The following is a 21,949-nucleotide window of genomic DNA, read 5'->3' on the forward strand; positions in this document are numbered from 1 at the left end:
CATTAAAGCAAGGGAGTACAAGGTACCATGTCGGACGAAAATAAAAACGCGAGTTATCGCGAGCTACATAAACCAGCTAGCGAGTTTGCAACTCGTTCTGACTATCTGGATCATGAGCTACAAATAATGCAACCTCGTCGTTATGCATTAAACTTACCGGGACGCGATTTCCGCTTTGAATGGGAAGATCTAGTACCTGCGATTGCCGGTACCATTGGTATTATCGCGATGTACTCAGCTGTAATGTCGGCATGGGCTGCTGGCCTATCTGAAAAATGGGGCGTTAATCTAGGCACTGAATTTGCGATTGAAGTAGCTCGAGTTGAGATGCTTATCCCTGCATTGCTATTTTGTGTGTTTGCATCAGGCTTTATCAACCCTCGCGCAAACTTAGCGGGTAACCACGGCCCAATGATCCCATTAATTGGTAGTATCGCTTTAGCAGGAGCTCATCCGTTAGCTCTGGCTATTTTATTAGGTATTTTTGGTCTACTACTAAGTTACTTCAAAGGTGGCTCAAAGTTAGTTAACTTAACCAGTGACGGTGTCGCAGGGGGGTTATTGGTCTTCCTTGGTTTTGGTGGTACTTTCTCAATGATTACAGATATGCAATCATGGGGTAAAGGGCTTGAATCTGTTGAACACGGAATTGCAGCTGGTAGCATGGGTTATCTCGGGTTAGTCGTACTAGCTGTAACCGTTGTGCTATATGCATTCCTAGCCAAAATCAATAAAAGATGGTTAGCGATTCCTGCCTGTGCAATTACAGGACTTGTTGTTGCTCTTCTTTTTGGAGCTGGTTTTGACATCACTTTCCAAACTGAAATGGGATTACCTAATTTGAACCCGGTTTATTGGTGGGGATCAACGGATCAAGGTTGGATGCTAGGTCTACCAAATCTACAACATTTCATCGCCTCATTACCATTTGCTATATTAGCAGTTGCGATGTGGTCACCAGACTTCTTAGGTCACCGAATTTTCCAAGAGTTAAACTATCCAAAAGGGACTGATAAAGTACTAATGGATGTTGATGATACAATGACCATGTGTTCTATTCGTCAAATGGTAGGTACAGCTGTGGGTGGTGGTAACATTACATCGAGCTGGGGAACTTATATGATTCCAGCAGCGATTGCAAAACGCCCCATCCCAGGTGGTTCTATCATCCTTGGTTCGTTGGTTATTATTATTGCTATCTTAGGTTTCCCAATGGATGTGGCTGTATGGCCTCCAGTAATGAAAATCGCATTATTAGTAGGTGTATTTTTACCCCTATTAGAAGCAGGCATGCAAATGATCAAAAATACTAAAGACTCTCAGTCTGCTGGTATTTGTATTTTTGCCGCAGCGGTTACCAACCCAGTATTAGCATGGGCACTAACGATGCTCTTGGATAACAATGGGTTAATCGGCGATAAAGAACGTGCTCAAAGACTACCTGTTTTAGATAAATTAATTATCCCAGGTACTGTATTTGTAATCTGTCTAGTCGCAATGCTTGCAGTAGGTATGCTTGAAGGTAAATATGGTATTCCAGCTCTGCTTTAAGCATTATAATTAAAATAGAGACACAAAAAAGGCGGCAATCTGTAAGATTGCCGCCTTTTTATTATGTAATTCCAAATTATTTAATAAAATAAATTGCTATTACTCGTTGATGTCAATTTTCAAATCGCTTGCAATATTTTGCAAAGCCCCAACAAGCTGCGCTTTATCTAATTCATCTGGTATCACAATTGCGAATTGGCTGGTAAATAAAACACCACTTAATAAGCCTAATCGATGACACTCCATGTGCTCAACTTTAACACCATAGTCACTTAACGTTTTAGAAATATCATGAACCAAACCATAGCGATCATTGGCATCAATAGTTAATTTAACATGCTTTGCAGGCTCATGAATTTCAGGACTTAACACTGTCGCGGTGGCTGTAATACCAAGCGATCTAAAATGTTCTGCCAATTTTTCTACATTATCAGTATCAATTTCAACCTTGATCAATCCAGCAAAATAGTCATCAATATGACTTATTTTACTATTTAGCCATTTACCATTTAAAGCGTGTGTTTTTTCCGATAAGACTTTTACTAAATCAACGTAATTAGACCCGTTGATAGTCATCATTACTTGTACATTCATAATTGACTCCATATTTTAATAATGTTGTTAAAATAAGTATAATCCATTGTAAACAAAACAAACTTATATTTTGAGGTAATTTATTGTAAATAAAAGAAAGTTATACTCTGAGTGTAGAACTAAAAAAGTGAAAAAGAAAAACGACATAGCATAGCGGCCACAAGACAATCCATATAAGCCATTCCTCCCTGTAACAACACCTAATACAAATGAAACAATCATCGTTTTTAGAAAATAAATAACGAAAAACCATGTTTAATATAATGATAATAGATTAAAAATAGCCCAAAAAAGGATTTCACCTCCATTTTATGTAATTAAATTACAGATCACATTAAACATTGATTTAGATCAATTTTGTTCTATAGTCCATTTGTTAAACTCAAAAAATTAAAGTAAGTCGGGAAAAAACTTATATATGTGGGCAGAGAATAAAATTGATGAGTTACTTCCTCATCAAATAACGGAAAAGGCTGATAATATAGCCTATACCAAAGCGACAAAAGCTTTTTTATCTGCATTTTATCTCGCCGTTACAGCCGGTATGTTTATTGGCTTAGCGTTTGTTTTTTATGTTACAGTAACAACTGGAACAGAAAGTCTTCCATGGGGCATTAGAAACCTAATTGGTGGTTTAGCATTTAGCCTTGGGCTATTATTAGTCGTTGTTGTCGGCGGTGAACTTTTCACGAGCAGTACCCTTACCCTGATAGCAAAAGCGAGCCACAGAATTACAACTGCACAAATGCTTAAAAATTGGGCTAACGTTTACTTCGGTAACTTCGTTGGTGCCACTTTTCTTGTGTTCCTTATCTTTTTTTCTGGACTCTATAATGCGGACCACGGACAGTGGGGATTAAACGTATTAACCATTGCAGAACATAAATTACATCATTCATATGTTGAGGCAATTTCACTCGGCATATTATGTAATGTGATGGTATGCCTCGCTATTTGGATGGCTTTTGGCGCACGTTCGGTAACAGATAAAATGTTTGCAGTTTTACTGCCAGTTGCTATGTTTGTATCCTCGGGGTTTGAGCACTGTATTGCCAACATGTTTATGGTGCCAATGGGGATTCTTATTCAACATTATGCTCCACCTGAATTTTGGCTTTCTATCGGTCGCGATGCCAGTGAGTTTGCAGACCTTACAATTGCTAAATTTGTAATACACAATTTAATTCCTGTCACCATAGGTAACATTGTTGGTGGCGGTGTGATCGTTGGCTTGATGCATTGGATGATCTATCTTCGTCCAGTCAAAAAAATCAAATAATTTTTTAATTTCTAACTACAAGGTAAATCGTTATGACTAAATTAAACGAAGACTTTACATCTGCCTGGGATGGCTTTGCTGGTGATACATGGAAAACCGAAGTTAATGTTCGTGACTTTATCCAACAAAACTATACGCCATTTGATGGTGATGAAAGCTTTTTAGCGGGTGCAACCGAAGCAACTAATGTGCTTTGGGAAAAAGTAATGGAAGGCATCAAGCTAGAAAATGCGACTCACGCACCAGTTGATTTCGATACAGATGTTGTTTCGACTATCACTGCACACGATGCAGGTTATATCAACAAAGACCTAGAAACGATTGTAGGCCTACAAACTGAAAAACCATTGAAACGTGCGATTATCCCTAATGGTGGTATTCGTATGATCGATGGTTCTTGTAAAGTTTACGGTAAAGAATTAGATGCAGGTATTCGTAAAACTTATTCTGAATACCGCAAAACACACAACCAAGGTGTATTCGATGTTTACACAGGTGACATTCTTAAATGTCGTAAATCAGGTGTATTAACAGGTTTACCAGATGCGTATGGCCGTGGTCGTATCATTGGTGATTACCGTCGTGTTGCTCTATACGGTATCGATTTCTTAATGGCTGAAAAAGCGAAACAGCATAAGAGCCTAGAAGCAGAATTAGTGGCAGGTACGTCATTAGAAGACACCATGAAATTGCGTGAAGAGATCTTCGAGCAATACCGTGCTCTAGCTCAAATGAAAGAAATGGCTGCTAAATATGGCTCTGATATATCAGGCCCAGCAACAAACGCAAAAGAAGCTATTCAGTGGACTTATTTTGGTTACCTAGCGGCAATCAAATCTCAGAATGGTGCAGCGATGTCATTTGGTCGTACTGCAACATTCTTAGATATCTTCATCGAAAAAGATTTACAAGCTGGTAAATTAACTGAAGAAGGCGCACAAGAGCTTATTGACCACTTAGTAATGAAGCTACGTATGGTTCGCTTCCTTCGCACACCAGAATATGATGATCTATTCTCTGGTGACCCTATCTGGGCAACTGAGTCTATCGGTGGTATGGGTGTTGACGGTCGTACACTAGTTACTAAAAACTGTTTCCGTTTCTTACACACGCAATACACAATGGGCCCATCTCCAGAGCCTAACATCACTGTTTTATGGTCTGAAAGCTTACCTACAAACTTCAAAAAATACTGTGCAAAAGTATCTATCGATACTTCTTCTATCCAGTACGAAAATGATGACTTAATGCGTACTGACTTTGGTAACGATGATTACGCTATCGCATGTTGTGTGTCACCAATGATTGTTGGTAAACAGATGCAATTCTTTGGTGCTCGTGCCAACCTTGCTAAAACATTGCTATACGCAATCAATGGCGGCGTAGATGAGAAATCTAAAGCACAAGTTGGGCCAAAAACACTACCTGCTATCACAGGTGAAGTTCTTAACTATGACGAAGTTTATTCTAACTTAGATCACTTCATGGATTGGTTAGCAGAGCAATATGTCACTGCGTTAAACTGTATCCATTACATGCACGATAAATACAGCTATGAAGCAGCGCTAATGGCGCTTCATGACCGCGATGTTTCTCGTACAATGGCATGTGGTATTGCGGGACTTTCAATTGCTGCGGATTCTTTAGCTGCAATTAAATATGCAACCGTTAAACCGATTCGTGATGAAGATGGTGTTGCTATCGATTTCGAAATTGAAGGTGATTACCCTAAATTTGGTAATAACGACCCACGTGTTGATGATATCGCTTGTGAGCTTGTTGAAAGCTTCATGAAAAAAATCAAATCACGCCCTATGTACCGCAATGCACGTGCAACACAATCAATTCTTACTATTACATCTAACGTTGTATACGGTAAGAAAACAGGTAATACACCTGATGGTCGTCGCGCTGGAATGCCTTTTGCTCCAGGTGCAAACCCTATGCATGGTCGTGATGAAAAAGGTGCTGTTGCATCATTAACATCTGTATCTAAACTACCGTTTGCCTACGCTCAAGATGGTATCTCATATACCTTCTCTATCGTACCAAACGCTTTGGGTAAAACAGACGATTCACAAAAAGCTAACTTAGCAGGTCTAATGGACGGTTACTTTAAGCACACTCCTAACATTGAGGGTGGTCAACACTTAAACGTAAACGTTATGAACCGTGAAATGTTATTAGATGCTATGGAAAATCCTGATAAATACCCTCAGTTGACTATCCGTGTATCTGGCTACGCTGTACGTTTTAACTCTTTAACTAAAGAGCAACAAAACGATGTAATCAGCCGTACATTCACAGCTACGCTATAAAAATAAAATTATTAAGGTAAACTTTTATGTTTGCCTGTTATAATTACAGAGGTTTCATCTTCACGGATGAAACCTCTCTTTTTATCTGCGAATAGCTAATTATTTTTTATTTCTTGGTAAGAGATAAAAAATAATTAGCTTTTAAGGGGTTATTATTAATGTCGGTAATTGGACGAGTTCATTCTATTGAAACCTGTGGCACTGTTGATGGGCCAGGAATACGCTTTATTATATTTTTACAGGGCTGTTTAATGCGCTGTAAATATTGTCATAATCGCGATACTTGGGATCTCGAGGGTGGCAAAGAGATGACCGTTGATGAGCTAATGGCTGAATTATTACAATATCGCCATTTTATGAACGCATCGGGCGGAGGCATAACTATTTCTGGCGGGGAAGCAATGCTACAGCCCGAATTTGTCCGCGCTATGTTTGAAGCTTGCCGTTTAGAAGGAATACATACCTGTTTAGACACCAATGGTTTTGTTCGTCGTATCGATGAGACAACAAAAAGTGTTCTCAATGTCGCAGATCTAGTTCTACTCGATATTAAGCAAATGGATAATAAAAAGCATATTGATTTAACTCATGTGAGTAATAAATACACGCTAGAGTTTGCACAATATCTTAGTGATAATAATCAAGCGGTTTATTTACGCTATGTTATTGTCCCCGGCATCACTGATTGTGTTGAAGATGCACACCAACTCGGTAAATTTATTCAGCCGATGAAAAATATAGAGAAAATAGAACTACTTCCTTACCATGAATTGGGTAAGCATAAATGGACTGCAATGGGTGAAATTTATCCTCTTGATGGCGTTCACCCACCATCTAAAGAGACGATGGAAGAAATTAAAAGCATTCTTTTACAGTATCACCCCTCTGTTATTTATTAATAAAAAATGAAAGGCTTAATCGCCTTTCATTTGTTTTTGAGCCCTTTATGAGTAATTTTATTTGCCCCCTTTGCCAAACACCATTACAGCAAAAGCATCACGGTCAAGTTTGCATTAACAACCATCATTTTGACATGGCTAAAGAGGGGTATATTAACCTACTCCCAATCAATGCCAAAAAATCTAAAAATCCGGGTGATAATAAAGAGATGATGTCTGCTCGGCGAGCTTTCTTAAATACAGATAGCTACCTCCCCCTAGCCGAAAAAGTCGCTTTATTAGCCCAACATTATTTACAGGGTCGAGAACAGGCGCAATTGCTTGACCTTGGTTGCGGTGAAGGCTATTACACAAATATATTACAAAAAACGATGCCTAGCACACATGTGATTAATGCCTTGGATATTTCTAAAATAGCAATTCGTTATGCAGCGAAACGTTATAAGGGAATTAATTTTTGCGTGGCGAGTGCCTATGATGTGCCATTACCCGATAATAGTATAGATGCCCTGTTCCGTATCTATGCACCTTCACTGGAAAGTGAATTATTACGCATAATTAAACCACTTGGCTATTTAATAACAGTCACCCCTGCACCACGTCATTTATTTCAACTTAGAGAAAAAATATATGAACAGGTCAACAGTCATCCTCAAGAGAACAAATCGCCATTAGGGTTTAACAAAATAGAACAGATCAATATCCATTATCTTTTGTCAATTGAACAACCCGATACCTTGCAGAATTTAATTAATATGACGCCCTTTGCATGGAAATTTAATGATAAAAGCATGGCAGCTCTCTTAGCTGAAAAACAGTGGCAAATAGAGTGCGATTTTAATATTGAAATTTATCAAAAAATATAATTTGAGGTTAAATTAGTTCATTCTGCTGCAAAAAATTATCCCCACCCAACTTAAATGCTTTACTTAATAGTAAAGCTAAATCCATATAACGTGGCTGATGCCCAGAAGTACTCTCGGTATGTCTACGCCCCTGTAATTTACTCTGGATCTCGGCATACCACGAAAGCAACTGTGGTGGTAAGAATAGTTGTGACCGTTTGCCTAACCAATATAAACCTTGTATCGGCAACCCTAAAATGAAGAAAAGATAAGTCATCAACATTGGCCAATTAAAAAAGTTAGGGTAGATAACAGCTAACAATAGAGCTAATACCAGAAAAGCGGGCATAATTGCCATAGATAGTCGAGTATAATAAGCTACTTTACTGTCAATGAATAAACAATTAAGCACCCTTTGTTTTGGCCAATTTTGTAAATAATTATCGCCTTGTCTAACTATATCAAAAAACAATTCAAAAATTCTCCCGGTTCATGAAAAAATACCAGTAAAAGCCACACCAATACATTTAACCTATTGTAATACAAAAATTGATTTATGTTAATTTATAAGTAAATTGCGGTTTTTTTATTATTTGTATGAGCGTAGACTGCACTATACATTATGTGAGATAAATCACCTCGTTTCAGCTTAGTTTTACGGTGGTTAATGCATTGTTAACGTTTTCAGCATAGCAATTAATTGCTGACCTTTGATTTTTACATTACATTTACTGGAAATTTTCATGATTAATAAACTTGTACTTGTTCTTAACTGCGGTAGTTCATCCCTTAAATTTGCTGTAATAAATGCCGGAAATGGTGATGAAATCATCAGCGGCATTGCAGAATGCTTTTATCTCCCAGATGCACGCATCAAATGGAAAATTGATGGTAAAAAAGAAGCCGCTAGTCTGTCAGCAAATAGCGCTCATTCAGCAGCAATATCTTATATTGTTGAAGAAATCATTAACAAAGAAGCGGGACTCGCAGAAAAATTTGTCGCCATTGGACACCGAATCGTTCATGGTGGAGAGAAGTTTACCCAATCAGTGATCATTGATGATTGTGTTCTTGAAGGTATCGAAAAATGTGCCTCTCTTGCTCCATTACATAATCCTGCGCATATTTTAGGTATCAAAGCAGCACAGCGTGCTTTTCCAACGCTTCCACAGGTGGCTGTTTTTGACACCGCTTTTCACCAAACAATGCCTAATAAAGCCTTTATGTATGCCCTACCTTATAACCTCTATAAAGAAAAAGGTATCCGTCGTTATGGGATGCATGGTACAAGCCATTTATTTGTCAGCCAAGAAGCCGCAAAACTACTTAACAAACCAATTAACGAACTTAACGTAATTTCAGCTCATTTAGGTAATGGCGCGTCAGTTACCGCAATCAAAAATGGTAAAAGTGTAGACACAAGCATGGGAATGACACCCCTTGAAGGATTAGTAATGGGGACGCGCTGTGGTGATATTGATCCAAGCATTATTGAACATTTAGTCACCCGCGAAGGATATAGCTTAACTGGTGTTATGGATATGCTTCAAAAACAGAGTGGCTTATTAGGTATTTCAGGTTTATCAAGCGATTTTAGAGATATAACAGAGCACAGTGAAGAAGGCCACTCTGGCGCCATTCTAGCCTTAGAGATGTTTTGTTACCGATTAGCAAAATACATTGCTTCATTTGCAGTCCCGTTAGGTCGTATTGATGCTATTATATTCACCGGTGGCATTGGTGAAAATGCATCAATCGTACGTACAAAAGTGCTAGAACAACTTGCTATTTTCGGTTACCAAATTGATACTGAAAAAAATAAAGAAACAATCTTAGGCAAACAAGGAATTATTACACAAGAAGGCTCTCCTCTTGTGCTAGTTATCCCAACCAATGAAGAGTGGGTGATTGCACAAGATTCAGCTAGACTTGTCTCTATTTAACTATTTTTAATAATAAACAGGGCCGCCCCTGCTTAATAATTAACTTATCGACTAAGGATTTATCATGTCTCGTACAATAATGCTCATTCCCATTGGCTCAGGTGTTGGTGTCACATCTGTAAGTCTTGGAATGGTTCGCGCTATGGAGCGCCAAGGCGTTGCCGTTAATTTTTATAAACCTATTGCTCAGCCTCGACCTGGAGACAGTGGACCAGAACGTTCGACTGCAACATTACGCAATGGTTCATCAATCAACCCTCCAGAGCCTTTTGCCATTAAATATGCTGAAAACTTGATTTCATCAGGGCGAACATCTGAATTGTTAGAAAATATCGTTGAACGTTTTCGCCAAGGCACAAAAGAGAGTGACGTTACTATCGTAGAAGGGTTAGTACCTACGGATAAACATCAATTCGCTAATGAAATAAACTATAGCATTGCCAAAGCATTAAGTGCTGATATGGTCTTTGTAACTCACCCGAGTAATGACACATCGCAACAACTTAAAGAACGCATGGAAATTGCAATATCCTCTTTTGGCGGCAAAAAAAATAAGCGTATCGCTGGGTGTATCATTAATAAAGTTGGTGCTCCCGTTGATGAAAATGAAAAAATGCGCCCCGATCTAACTGAAATGTTTGATATTCCTGATAGTGTTGCTAATAACAACCTAGAAGTTCTACAAATGTTCAGCAAAAGTCCATTGCCTATTCTGGGCTGCATTCCTTGGAGTGCTGAACTTATCGCACCACGAGTAAAAGATCTTGCCACACACCTTGAAGCAAAAGTACTCAACAAAGGTGATATTGAAAATCGCCGTTTGCACAATGTTATCTTTTGTGCACGTTCTATTCCCAATATGGTTGAGCATTTCAAAGCAGGTTCAATGCTAGTGACCTCGGGCGACCGAAGCGATGTGATCATTGCTGCTTGTTTAGCTGTAATGAACGGCATGAAAATTGGTTGTTTATTGTTGACGGGAGATTATCATCCAGAAGAAGAGGTGCTTAAACTCTGTAAGCAAGCAATGCTATCTGGCTTACCTATATTATTAATAAAAAGTAATACATGGCAAACCGCGCAACGCCTTCAAAACTTTAATATGGAAATTCCCATTGATGATATGGAACGTATTGAAAAAGTACAAGAATATATCGCTAGCCATATCGATAAGCACTGGCTCAATACACTAACAAAAGATTCATCATTGGCACGTCGTTTATCACCACCAGCCTTCCGTTACCACTTAACGGAGCTTGCTCGTCGAGCAAACCAACGCATCGTATTACCTGAAGGTGAAGAACCTCGTACAATTCAAGCGGCGCTTATCTGTGCTCAACGCGGTATTGCAAAACCTGTTTTATTAGGTGATCCAGAAGAGATTCAGCGCGTAGCAACACAGCAAGGTATCGTTTTAACCGATGAAGTAGAAATCATCAATCCTGTTCATGTAATTGAACGTTATATCGCACCAATGGTCGAACTACGTAAATCTAAAGGCTTGACAGAAGTGGTTGCACGTGAACAATTGCAAGATACTGTTGTCCTTGGCACTATGATGTTAGCTGAGAATGAAGTAGCAGGCTTGGTTTCTGGTGCGATTCACACGACTGCCAACACCATTCGCCCACCACTACAGCTAATAAAAACAGCGCCAGGTGCAAGCATCGTTTCTTCTATCTTCTTTATGTTACTACCAGACCAAGTATTGGTTTATGGTGATTGTGCTATTAACCCAGATCCTACCGCTGAACAACTTGCTGATATTGCCATTCAATCTGCCGATTCTGCCATTGCTTTTGGTATTGACCCTAAAGTTGCAATGATAAGCTACTCAACAGGCACCTCTGGGGCAGGTAGCGATGTTGACAAAGTACGTGAAGCAACAAAAATTGCACAACAACGTCGCCCAGACCTACTTATTGATGGCCCACTACAATACGATGCAGCGGTCATGGAAAATGTAGCGAAAAGCAAAGCACCGAACTCTAAGGTGGCAGGACAAGCAACTGTATTTATATTCCCTGACTTAAATACGGGTAATACAACATACAAAGCTGTACAGCGAAGCGCAGACTTAATCAGTATTGGTCCAATGCTACAGGGGATGCGCAAGCCAGTAAACGATCTGTCGCGTGGCGCATTAGTCGACGATATTGTTTATACTATTGCATTAACCGCTATCCAAGCGACACAAGCTCAAGAAAAAAATGGGTTACAAGAAAAGCCTGTTAAAAAATAGAAAACTTTATAAATAAAAAAGCCGCTCATTCATGTTACTACATAAATGAGCGGCTTTTTTATTGAAGTGAAACTACGTTTCACTCTTGTTATTGATTTTTGCAATTAGAATAAGCAATTACTGCAATTGATAAATTTAGGATGTAAATTATAAAGGTGATTTAGAGATAGCCTTGTTGAATCGAAACAATCTCTATGCATCACAAATATTAACGCTGTTTTGGTTATCCCCCTTATTTTCCAATCTAGACTTTAAGTTTTTTATCTTGCCCAACCAAAGCATGTTCTATTTCTTCAAGACTTTTATTCTTGGTTTCGGGCAACAGTGGCCATAAGAGTATTAGCCCTATTAACCCAAACATTGAATAAATTAAGAAAGTATTAGCTGCACCAAAAGTAGCAAGCTGCCATGGGAAAAATTGCTGAATCAAATAGCTAGCAATACTCGTAACCAACGCGAAAAGAGGGATCGCCACACTTCGTACCGAGTTAGGAAATATCTCTGAGAATAAAACCCACATAATAGGACCAATTGATATATGAAACGCCGCTATAAAAGCCAGAATACCAATAAGTACCAAAATAGGGTTAACATTGATAGATGCTTCAATAATATGCCCTTCATTTAAACGCAAAGCATTAGCATCATAATTATTCGCTAACATTGCTTTAAAACTAACATCTGTATCGAAGTGCTTACCTAGTTGCGCAGTAAGTGGAGCGGTATCAATCACATTTTCAAGTTTTTCAATGGTTTGTTCGTTAACACTATAGGTAGCATTATTAAAGCCGTACCAACAGGTTGCATGGCTTATTACAACAACCGATAGACCTAATATCAACAATGGTTTACGCCCCACTTTATCGATAAAAAATATGGCGAGCACAGTAAATACAACGCTAGTTACGCCAATGTAGATCGCTTGCTGAAATGATGCATTAACACCAAAGCCAATTTGTTCAAATACTGTTGGGGCATAAAACAAAATAGCATTCATGCCAGTTACACCCTGCACTACCGCCATAATAAAACCGATGGCAAATACCGTTTTCATTGGTGAAGAAAATAGTAATTTTAATTGCTGGGTAATGTTTTCTGTTTCTTTGTGTTCATTTAGGTTCTGCTGGATTTCAGATTGTACTTGAGCGGCCTGCTGTTCAGGTAATATTTTATTGAGCACGACTAGTGCTTCTTCATGTTTACCTTTCATTGATAGCCAGCGTGGAGATTCAGGTACTCTAATTAATAGTAAAACCCAAGCTACAGCAGGAATAAGCTCTGAAGCGAGCATGGTACGCCAGATATTACTCGAAGAAAATAACAGTGAACTTTCGTTCACATGTATGACTAAGTAATAGTTAATAAAATATGCGGCTAACAAACCTATTACAATATTGAATTGGTTAGCCGAAACTAATCTGCCTCGCTGTTTAGCGGGCGCTATTTCACCAATATACATAGATGCCAAGGATAAAGAACTAAAGGCTAATCCTCCAATAAATCTAGCACTCACTAGCATCATGAAGCTTGTCGCCAAAGCCGATATTAGAGCGGAAAATAAATACAATATAGCAACAATAATGAGTGTTTTCTTTCGCCCTAAAGCATCTGCTGCTTTACCAGCAAAAAGTAAAGCTATAACCGCACCAAGGCTAGGTGCACTCACAACAACACCAATTTCAATATTACTAAGAGAAAACTCAGCGGCGATGTAACGCACCGTACCAGAAATAATAGCGGCATCCAAGCCAAAGACAAAACCTCCAATTGCAACGATTAACGCATACTTATAAGCGTTATATGTTTTTATATTCATTTTTTATCCTCAAGGGGTGATATCAAATGTTATTTAAACACTTTTGGACAACCAATTTAGTGAGATAGATCGTAATTGGTTGATCTTCAGTAAAAATTGGTTAGCAAAAAATAATCATTAAAGGATAAAAGTTAGAAACAATGGAAAATAAATTGAGATTGATTAATAGGGAGAGAGATGAAAAGTAAATGGAGTTATAGCAATTGAAATTCTATTTTACTGGTAAAAATATCTTCGTTTCTCGTAGCAAGTTTCACAGGAGAGCACGATAGACATCACCTTAATTATCTAATTGAGCGCTTTCCTCCATCAATTTAAATGAACCTTAATTAATTTGATGTAAATTAAGAGTTAAAAAAGCAAGAGTAGACTATAGATGGCCCATTACCCCATATGTTTGTTGAGCAAGGAATGATTAATTAACACTATTCAATTTATACGCAAGGAGGAGAGTTCCATCATGCTGTTTATCTGCAATTTTTTAAATATTCTATATTTATATGTGCTGACCGTTTTTTGATCAATATTAAGTTTATTAGCGACCATCTTGTTATTTAAACCGCTCATTAACGCATTTAAAACTTCAAGTTCTCGTTTTGATAGGCTATCGAATGCAGAGGATCTTTTTTTTTTCATGGTCTACGCCGATAGCCGCTTGTCCACTTAAATAAAAAACACGCTCGACAAGTGCATTTAAATCCATACTTTTATCAATAAACCCGGCTGCCCCAATACCACTTGCAAGCTGCTGGTATATTGGATTTTTTATACCGGACATCATTATCACGTTACCACAAAAACCTTTACTTCTTAATAAGGTAACTAAGTCAAATCCATCTTCATTGTTTAGATTAATATCAGCAATGACAAGATTACAAGCATTGTCTCTTACGTAATCCAGTGCCATTCTTGATTCTAAAACGTAATTTACCGTCGAAAAGCGTGGATCTTGGCTAAGATTAAATTTTAATGATGCACCGACTATAGGCTGATCATCGATGATCAAACAATCAATTAAATTCGAATCAGAAATTATCGATGATGCACTAATTGTTTCTTTTAATTGATTAATAGGCATCGGTCTACCCGTATAATAGCCTTGGCATGCTACGGCGCCCATATTGCGGATATAATTCCACGACTCTTCATCTTCAACCCCCTCAACAATCGATATCATCCCTAACGCTTTTGCTGCATTAATAGCCAATTTAACAATGGCTGCGTGTTGATAGTTATGCTTAATATCATGACTAAAAACTTTACTTATTTTTAAAATATCAAAAGGAATTTGAGTTATTTTTTGTAAAGATGAAGAGCCAACACCAAAATCTTTAATGGCCAATGAAATACCTAGCAATTTTAACCGAGCAATATTCACGAATGCATTAATATCAACTTCATAAATATCTGTTTCAACTAACTCGAGAGTGAGGTTTTGGTAATTAAACCCCTCATCGCAACAAATTTTTTTAACTTCTTGGTAAATATCGACCCACTGTAAATCTTTTTGGTTAAGATTAACTGACAATTTAATTTGCGGCTCAATACCTTTTATCGCTCGAATTGACTTAATTAACACAGCTTTAAATAAGACGTTATAAGTCTCTTTTGCATGAATGAGTGGTAAAAATTGTTCGGCATCAAGCACACCTAAAAAAGGGTGCTCCCACCGAGCAAAGGCCTCAACACCAATGATAGCATTGCTTTTAAAGTCGACTTGAGATTGGTAATAATTAAAAATTTCACCATTTTCAATGGCTGCAAATATCTCAGTTTCAGTAAAGTAATGTTCGCTTATCACCCTATGATTGATGGCGCCACAATGGTTAACTCTCGCCGCGAATATCTGCTTAATATCGCCAGAGACTAATGATTTTTTTAAACGAGAAACAGAAGGAAAATGTAATGCATCTGCAGTAGTTTGAGTTAATTTCACAATATTACTCGCACAATCACTGACAATAACGACATGGGGCAGGCGATGGTTATCAGCCAGTTGACTTAATAGATAAACAATATCGCCACCTGGCAACTCGATATCAGAAAAAATATAATCAAAACGCTGTTTTTTGCATAATGACAGCGCGCTATGACAATCAAATGCTTGTAACACATTATCCATAACATCAGTGACACACTCATTCAGCATCAACTTAAGCGACATTGAAAAACGATGATCGCCTTGTACAATAAGTATATTCATCCCGTTATTATAATCCGTTCATCATTAACCAACGCTCTGCTTGCTTAATAGCTAATTGAAGCTCTTGCTGCAAAAATTTTATCAGCATGGATAGTTTGTCTGGCGCATTTAGATATTTTCCAATTTCATCAACTACCGCTAGAATATCATTGAGTTGCAACATTAAAGCTGCACCTTTTATACGGTGGGTGATACGGCCAACATTTGCATCATTTTCATCATTTGCATTTAATGATTGAATATTAGAATTAAATTCAACAATAAGTATGTTTAATAAATAGATTCGATTACTACTAGGAATGTTTTCTATCCAAGATTGCGACTTACCAACGGCATCACTACCAGATCCGTTTGCAGCTCTATTATTTTGCATTAACTAACCATTCTTACTTTTTCTCTACGAGCATCGTTACATTGAACAATAAAACGAGGGATACGCTACCGGTATTAACAACAAGGCCAAGTCGGCATGTTACAAAACGATTAAAATCGTTTTTAAACCATGATCTTCATTGATATTGGTAAACTCTGAAGGTGGCGCTATTTTAGTGATGATTTTCGCATTGGGAAGCTCAGCTTCAATAATTTCTAATAAAAAATTGACACCTAAGTCAGGAGAATTTAAACATAACAACGCTTTCCCGCCTTCACTTAATAACTCTGGTAAACGACGAATGATTTTAGGATAATCATTTTTAATGTTAACACTACCTTTTTGTAATGAAGGTGGATCAACAATAATCAAATCAAACGGCCCATAACGCCTCACCTTTCCCCATGATTTAAACAAATCATGCCCTAAATATTTTACACGACTTAAATCATGGCCATTCAAGCGATGATTATCACGCCCCACCGCTAATGCTGCTTTGCTCATATCTAAATTAACGACCTCTTGCGCGCCACCAGCGATCGCGACATTAGAAAAAGCACAGGTATAAGAAAATAGGTTTAATACGCGTTTATTGCGACTGTTAGCTTGCACCCACTGACGACCATTTTTCATATCTAAAAAAATACCGTAATTTTGTTTGCTACCTAAATTTATTTTATATTTAAGACTATCTTCGGTAGCAATAAAATCGGTCAGAGCTTCTCCATAAAGCACCTCTGTTGGTGCAAAATCCCGACAGCGATACTGTACTTGAATACTTTTAACCACAAACCCCAGTTCCGTCATTTTAACTAATAATTGTTGACTAAGTTCATCTATCCAGCTCGTCTCAACCTCTTTATATAAAATAATTAAAACAACAGGCGATAACCAGTCGATATTAACATGGGTATAATCTGGAAAACGAAAACCACGCCCATGCAACAAACGCTGCAGTTCTGATTCTGGCAACTCAGCCACTTTGCACCAATTAATATGGTTTAATATGTTCATAGTTAACTATCTTCTTTATTCACTTGTAACGCTTTGACTTCTTCATCGGAGCTTAACAAGATGGCAAACCACCTTCCCTCACTACTATTCAACAAAGCTATTTTTAAAATCATGGTTAATGGAACAGAGAGTAACATTCCCACCATGCCTAATAACCACCCCCAGAAAATTAATGATAAAAAAACCACGAGTGTGGATAAACCTAAGCTTCGCCCCATAAATTTTGGCTCAACAATGTTCCCCATAATCATATTAACACTGACAAACAATCCAATGACAATCGCGGCTGAACCAAAACCAAGTTGTAAAAAGGTTAATATTACAGCAGGGACTGCGGCGATAATAGAGCCGATGTTAGGAATGTAATTAAGTAAAAAAGCAAGAACCGCCCATAAAACAAAAAAATCAACCCCTAGCAGCCATAATGAAAAACCTATAATTGCCCCTGTTAACAGACTAATGACCGTCTTTATGGCCATGTATTGATTAACCATATCGATAAAATGATCCAAACGTCTCGTTGTAAGGGCAGAGTCATCAAAGGCAATGTGCAGCTTTGTTGTAAAGCTTTTTCCCTCTGTAAGCATAAATATCACAGTCAGCAACAATAAGAATGCATTTCCTAGCACACTACTGAAACCACTTAGCGTTGTGGTCACCAGCGTCATGACTTTAGCCGGATCAAAATAATTGCGCACCTCACTCATCGACAAGGAAATATTGTATTTTCCCATCCAATTAATTAACCAAGTAAGCTCTCCTGACAATTGCGCTTCATATTGAGGAATTGCTTGACGAAACTCATTAACAGAAGCGCCGACAATGCCACCCAATAATATAAATGAAAAAAAGATCGCCAAAATAATTAAACTAATCGCAATACCATGTGGAATTTTTTTATTGGTTAAAAAGGTGACGGCTGGATTACAAATAATGGCCACAAATAACGATAGTAAGAATGGCACGACAATCGGAGCCGCTACTTTTATTCCAGCTAAAGAGATAACAAAAGTTGAAAAAAACAAAAGGCTACGAGTAAGTGCGGAAATATTGGGCATAAATAACTCTCATTTGTATAACAATTTTTAAGCTTATTACTGCTCATGTTAATCTGCAAAGAGTTTCGTATAGAACAAAGCTAATTATTAAGTAAAATCACTTTTTTATGTTAAAAAAATTTGCCTCCATACTGTAATAAAATTACAATACGCACAATGTAAAAAAAAAAGCAGGCGAATATCTACTAAATTTTGATAATGATATCGCAATTTTTTCTATGCTATTGTATTACCAAAAAAAAGAATCGTTATTTATCTTTCTTTTTTGTAAGTTACTTACATATGATCTCAATCAATACAGAATAAATACTTATTTTTATAATCAATATCAAAGTTTTTTACTAATATTAGTTGGTCATTGCAAAACGCGTTTTATTAAAACACTTTTAAATTTATAAACCTTTGGAGAAATATATGACGGTAAGTAACGTTGCTGAATTAGATGCTATGGTTGCTCGTGTAAAAGCGGCACAACAAGAATATGCAACTTTTTCACAAGAGCAAGTAGATAAAATATTCCGCGCAGCTTCTTTGGCGGCTTCTACAGCTCGCATCGAACTAGCAAAAATGGCAGCAGAAGAGTCTGGCATGGGTATAATGGAAGATAAAGTAATTAAAAACCACTTTGCTTCAGAATTTATCTACAACAAATATAAAGACGAATTGACTTGTGGTGTTATTGCTCGCAATGAAGAAGGCGGCACGATAACAATCGCAGAACCTGTAGGTATCGTTTGTGCTATCGTACCAACAACAAACCCAACTTCTACAGCAATTTTTAAAGCGCTTATCTGTTTAAAAACACGTAATGGCTGTATCTTTTCTCCACACCCACGCGCTAAAAATGCAACTAACTATGCAGCTAAATTAGTATTAGATGCAGCGATTAAAGCGGGTGCTCCAAAAGATATTATTGGTTGGATCGATGTACCATCTGTTGATCTTTCTAACAAGCTAATGAAACATGACGACATCAACCTTATCCTAGCGACTGGTGGTCCAGGTATGGTTAAAGCTGCATACTCTTCAGGTAAGCCAGCTATCGGTGTTGGTGCTGGTAACACACCAGTAGTAATCGATGAAACTGCAGATATTAAACGTGCTGTTTCTTCAATCTTAATGTCTAAAACTTTCGATAACGGTGTAATCTGTGCTTCTGAGCAAGCGGCAATCGTTGTTGAATCTGTTTACGATGCAGTTAAAGCGCGCTTCATGAAATATGGCGCAGCTGTACTAAGCAACGCAGACGCAGACAAAGTACGTAAAGTACTAATGATCGATGGTGCGTTAAACGCAAAAATTGTTGGTCAACCAGCATACAAAATTGCTGCACTAGCAGGCGTTAAAGTACCAACATCAACTAAAATCTTAATTGGTGAAGGTCTTGAAGCTTCATGGGATGACGAGTTTGCACATGAAAAACTTTCTCCAACTTTAGGTCTATTCAAAGCGAAAAACTACGAAGATGCAGTGCGTCAAGCTGGTATCGTGTTAGATATAGGTGGTGTTGGTCATACTTCAGTACTTTATACAGACCAAGATGCAAACAAAGATCGTATTGCTTACTTTGGCGATAAAATGAAAACCGCGCGTATTCTTATCAATACTCCATCTTCACACGGTGGTATCGGTGACCTTTACAACTTCGAACTAGCACCATCTCTAACATTAGGTTGTGGTTCATGGGGCGGTAACGCGATTTCTGAAAACGTAGGTCCAAAACACCTTATCAATAAGAAAACTGTTGCATTGAGAGCTGAAAATATGTTGTGGCATAAACTACCAAAATCAATCTACTTCCGTCGTGGCTGTCTACCTGTTGCAATGACAGACCTTGAAGGCAAAAAACGTGCTCTAATCGTGACAGACCGTTTCCTATTCAACAATGGTTATATTGATGACCTACGTGCTATCTTAAAAGATAAAGGCATGGAAGTTGAAGTATTCCACGAAGTAGAAGCGGATCCAACATTAAGTGTTGTTAAAGCAGGTGCTGCTGCATGTGCTAGCTACCAACCAGATGTTATTTTAGCTGTTGGTGGTGGTTCACCGATGGATGCTGCAAAAATCATGTGGGTTATGTATGAACACCCAGAAACAGATTTTGAAGATCTATCTATGCGCTTTATGGATATCCGTAAACGTATTTACAAATTCCCTAAAATGGGTGCAAAAGCTGAACTAGTATGTATCACTACAACATCTGGTACAGGTTCTGAAGTAACACCGTTTGCGGTTGTAACTGATGACGCTACTGGTCAAAAATACCCATTAGCAGATTACGAATTAACTCCAAACATGGCGGTTGTTGATGCTAACCTTGTAATGGATATGCCTAAATCACTATGTGCATTTGGTGGTTACGATGCAGTGACTCACGCAATGGAAGCTTATGTTTCTGTATTAGCAAATGAATATTCTGACGGTCATGCGTTACAAGCTCTTAAATTACTTAAAGAATACCTACCAAGCTCTTACGCTAACGGTAAAAAAGATCCGATTGCTCGTGAAAAAGTTCACAATGCAGCAACAATCGCAGGTATGTCTTTTGCTAATGCATTCTTGGGTGTATGTCACTCAATGGCGCATAAACTAGGTGCTGAATTCCATATTCCACACGGTTTAGCAAACGCATTATTAATTGCAAACACAGTTCGTTACAATGCAACTAATAACCCAACTAAACAAACTGCATTCTCTCAATACGACCGTCCTAAAGCACGCGCTCGTTATGCTGAAGTTGCTGCACATTTAGGTTTCACTAAAGGTAACACTGAAGATAAACTTAATGCGCTATTAAACTGGTTAGAAGAGTTAAAAGTGGCTCTTGATATTCCACTTTCAATTCAAGCAGCTGGCGTTAATGAAGCTGACTTCTTAGCAAAAGTTGACGAATTAGCACTACATGCATTTGATGACCAATGTACTGGTGCAAATCCACGTTACCCATTAGTTTCTGAGCTAAAAGAAGTGTTAATTGCTTCTTACTACGGTCGTGCTTATGTAGACGTGGTTGACGCTCCAGAAGTTGAAGTTAAAGAAGAAAAGAAAGCTAAATAATCTTTATTTCTTAACTTAATATCGAATAAAGCCTGCTTAATAGCAGGCTTTTTTTTACCGTAAAATTAGATTTTCACTATTATTTTCTCATTTTTCAAACAAACAACACGACAGCACTTAATAACAGATCCTATAAAGGGGGGGGGAGTATGGAAGCTTTTTGGTCTGGTTTATTGTTAGGCTTATCCTTGATATTGGCAATTGGTGCACAAAACGCCTTCGTATTAAAGCAGGGATTGCAAAAAAAACATGTTTTTTGGGTCTGTTTGATTTGTGCTTTTTCGGATGCAATACTAATTTATTTGGGGATATTTGGATTAAGCAACATGATTAATCAGCTACCGTTATTGGAGAGTATTGCACGTTACGCTGGCTTTGCTTTTTTAGCTGTTTATGGGGTACAAAGTTTATTTTCTGCATGGACAAAAGAACATACCTTACAAGCAGCAGCAGAGATACAAAGTTCGCCATGGAAAACATGCCTTACATGCTTAGCCTTTACTTGGTTAAACCCTCATGTTTACTTAGATACGGTTTTTTTATTAGGTACTATATCTAGCCAATATGAAGGGCATAAATCCTATTTTGCAGCAGGTGCTATTTCAGCCTCTTTTGTATTCTTTTTTAGTTTAGGTTATGGAGCTAGAGTACTAACGCCATTCTTTTCTAAAGCAAGCTCATGGAAGATATTAGAAACAGTTGTCGGCATTATTATGTTAACGATTGCCTTCAATTTACTTTTTTAAAAGAGCTA

17 protein-coding genes are annotated in these 21,949 nt (G+C 37.8%); 9 read left to right on the forward strand and 8 right to left on the reverse strand.

Features of this window, described 5'->3' with window-relative positions; translation table 11 throughout:
* The first annotated feature begins 27 nt into the window (after positions 1-27).
* Complete coding sequence (locus AB2N10_RS13290) at positions 28-1,551, forward strand: DUF3360 family protein (RefSeq protein WP_354622847.1); 1,524 nt, start codon at positions 28-30, stop codon at positions 1,549-1,551.
* Between the two features lie 99 nt (positions 1,552-1,650).
* Here the strand turns inward: AB2N10_RS13290 and AB2N10_RS13295 are convergent, their stop codons facing one another.
* Positions 1,651-2,145 (reverse strand): hypothetical protein, encoded by a 495-nt coding sequence (locus tag AB2N10_RS13295; RefSeq protein ID WP_354622848.1) that lies wholly within the window; start codon positions 2,143-2,145, stop codon positions 1,651-1,653.
* A 418-nt stretch (positions 2,146-2,563) separates the two neighbouring features.
* Between AB2N10_RS13295 and focA the strand changes: the two genes are divergently transcribed.
* From focA to rlmA, 4 genes are all read left to right on the forward strand, one after another.
* Positions 2,564-3,424: a formate transporter FocA gene (gene focA, locus AB2N10_RS13300; RefSeq protein WP_354622849.1), complete on the forward strand. Its 861-nt coding sequence runs from the start codon at positions 2,564-2,566 to the stop codon at positions 3,422-3,424.
* A gap of 32 nt (positions 3,425-3,456) precedes the next feature.
* Entirely contained in the window at positions 3,457-5,742 is a 2,286-nt protein-coding gene (pflB, locus tag AB2N10_RS13305) for a formate C-acetyltransferase (protein ID WP_354622850.1), read from the forward strand.
* A 158-nt stretch (positions 5,743-5,900) separates the two neighbouring features.
* Positions 5,901-6,641 carry a pyruvate formate lyase 1-activating protein gene (gene pflA, locus AB2N10_RS13310; RefSeq protein WP_354622852.1) on the forward strand — a complete coding sequence of 247 codons (741 nt, stop codon included), beginning with the start codon at positions 5,901-5,903 and terminating at the stop codon, positions 6,639-6,641.
* A 47-nt stretch (positions 6,642-6,688) separates the two neighbouring features.
* Positions 6,689-7,507 carry a 23S rRNA (guanine(745)-N(1))-methyltransferase gene (rlmA, locus tag AB2N10_RS13315; protein ID WP_354622853.1) on the forward strand — a complete coding sequence of 273 codons (819 nt, stop codon included), beginning with the start codon at positions 6,689-6,691 and terminating at the stop codon, positions 7,505-7,507.
* 7 nt (positions 7,508-7,514) lie between these two features.
* Here the strand turns inward: rlmA and yfbV are convergent, their stop codons facing one another.
* Positions 7,515-7,958 carry a terminus macrodomain insulation protein YfbV gene (gene yfbV / locus AB2N10_RS13320; RefSeq protein ID WP_354622854.1) on the reverse strand — a complete coding sequence of 148 codons (444 nt, stop codon included), beginning with the start codon at positions 7,956-7,958 and terminating at the stop codon, positions 7,515-7,517.
* A gap of 271 nt (positions 7,959-8,229) precedes the next feature.
* Here yfbV and AB2N10_RS13325 point away from each other — a divergent pair, with 271 nt between their 5' ends.
* Together AB2N10_RS13325 and pta are read left to right on the forward strand one after the other, a co-directional pair.
* Complete coding sequence (locus AB2N10_RS13325; protein WP_354622855.1) at positions 8,230-9,429, forward strand: acetate kinase; 1,200 nt, start codon at positions 8,230-8,232, stop codon at positions 9,427-9,429.
* Positions 9,430-9,493: 64 nt separating this feature from the next.
* On the forward strand, positions 9,494-11,671 hold the full coding sequence (gene pta / locus AB2N10_RS13330) for a phosphate acetyltransferase (protein WP_354622856.1): 2,178 nt from the start codon (positions 9,494-9,496) through the stop codon (positions 11,669-11,671).
* Positions 11,672-11,915: 244 nt separating this feature from the next.
* Here the strand turns inward: pta and AB2N10_RS13335 are convergent, their stop codons facing one another.
* The 6 genes from AB2N10_RS13335 to AB2N10_RS13360 form a co-directional block, all read right to left on the reverse strand.
* Entirely contained in the window at positions 11,916-13,487 is a 1,572-nt protein-coding gene (locus tag AB2N10_RS13335) for a sugar porter family MFS transporter (protein ID WP_354622857.1), read from the reverse strand.
* Between the two features lie 429 nt (positions 13,488-13,916).
* A complete protein-coding gene (locus AB2N10_RS13340) occupies positions 13,917-14,123 on the reverse strand; it encodes a response regulator transcription factor (protein WP_369433954.1) in 207 nt (68 codons plus the stop codon).
* On the reverse strand, positions 14,092-15,690 hold the full coding sequence (locus tag AB2N10_RS13345) for an EAL domain-containing protein (RefSeq protein ID WP_369433955.1): 1,599 nt from the start codon (positions 15,688-15,690) through the stop codon (positions 14,092-14,094). Before AB2N10_RS13345 ends, AB2N10_RS13340 begins: the two co-directional genes overlap by 32 nt.
* A gap of 7 nt (positions 15,691-15,697) precedes the next feature.
* On the reverse strand, positions 15,698-16,063 hold the full coding sequence (locus tag AB2N10_RS13350) for a hypothetical protein (protein WP_354622861.1): 366 nt from the start codon (positions 16,061-16,063) through the stop codon (positions 15,698-15,700).
* Positions 16,064-16,162: 99 nt separating this feature from the next.
* Positions 16,163-17,077, reverse strand: coding sequence for a class I SAM-dependent methyltransferase (locus tag AB2N10_RS13355; protein ID WP_354622862.1), 915 nt, complete (start codon positions 17,075-17,077; stop codon positions 16,163-16,165).
* A 2-nt stretch (positions 17,078-17,079) separates the two neighbouring features.
* A complete protein-coding gene (locus AB2N10_RS13360; RefSeq protein ID WP_354622863.1) occupies positions 17,080-18,135 on the reverse strand; it encodes an AI-2E family transporter in 1,056 nt (351 codons plus the stop codon).
* Between the two features lie 414 nt (positions 18,136-18,549).
* On the opposite strand from AB2N10_RS13360, the gene adhE reads away from it, so the two are divergent.
* Both adhE and AB2N10_RS13370 read left to right on the forward strand, forming a co-directional pair.
* Complete coding sequence (gene adhE, locus AB2N10_RS13365) at positions 18,550-21,195, forward strand: bifunctional acetaldehyde-CoA/alcohol dehydrogenase (protein ID WP_354622864.1); 2,646 nt, start codon at positions 18,550-18,552, stop codon at positions 21,193-21,195.
* A gap of 149 nt (positions 21,196-21,344) precedes the next feature.
* Positions 21,345-21,941 carry a LysE/ArgO family amino acid transporter gene (locus tag AB2N10_RS13370; protein ID WP_354622865.1) on the forward strand — a complete coding sequence of 199 codons (597 nt, stop codon included), beginning with the start codon at positions 21,345-21,347 and terminating at the stop codon, positions 21,939-21,941.
* Positions 21,942-21,949: the final 8 nt, after the last annotated feature.

It is taken from the genome of Psychromonas sp. MME1 (assembly GCF_041080865.1).
In the GTDB taxonomy this organism is placed as follows: domain Bacteria; phylum Pseudomonadota; class Gammaproteobacteria; order Enterobacterales; family Psychromonadaceae; genus Psychromonas.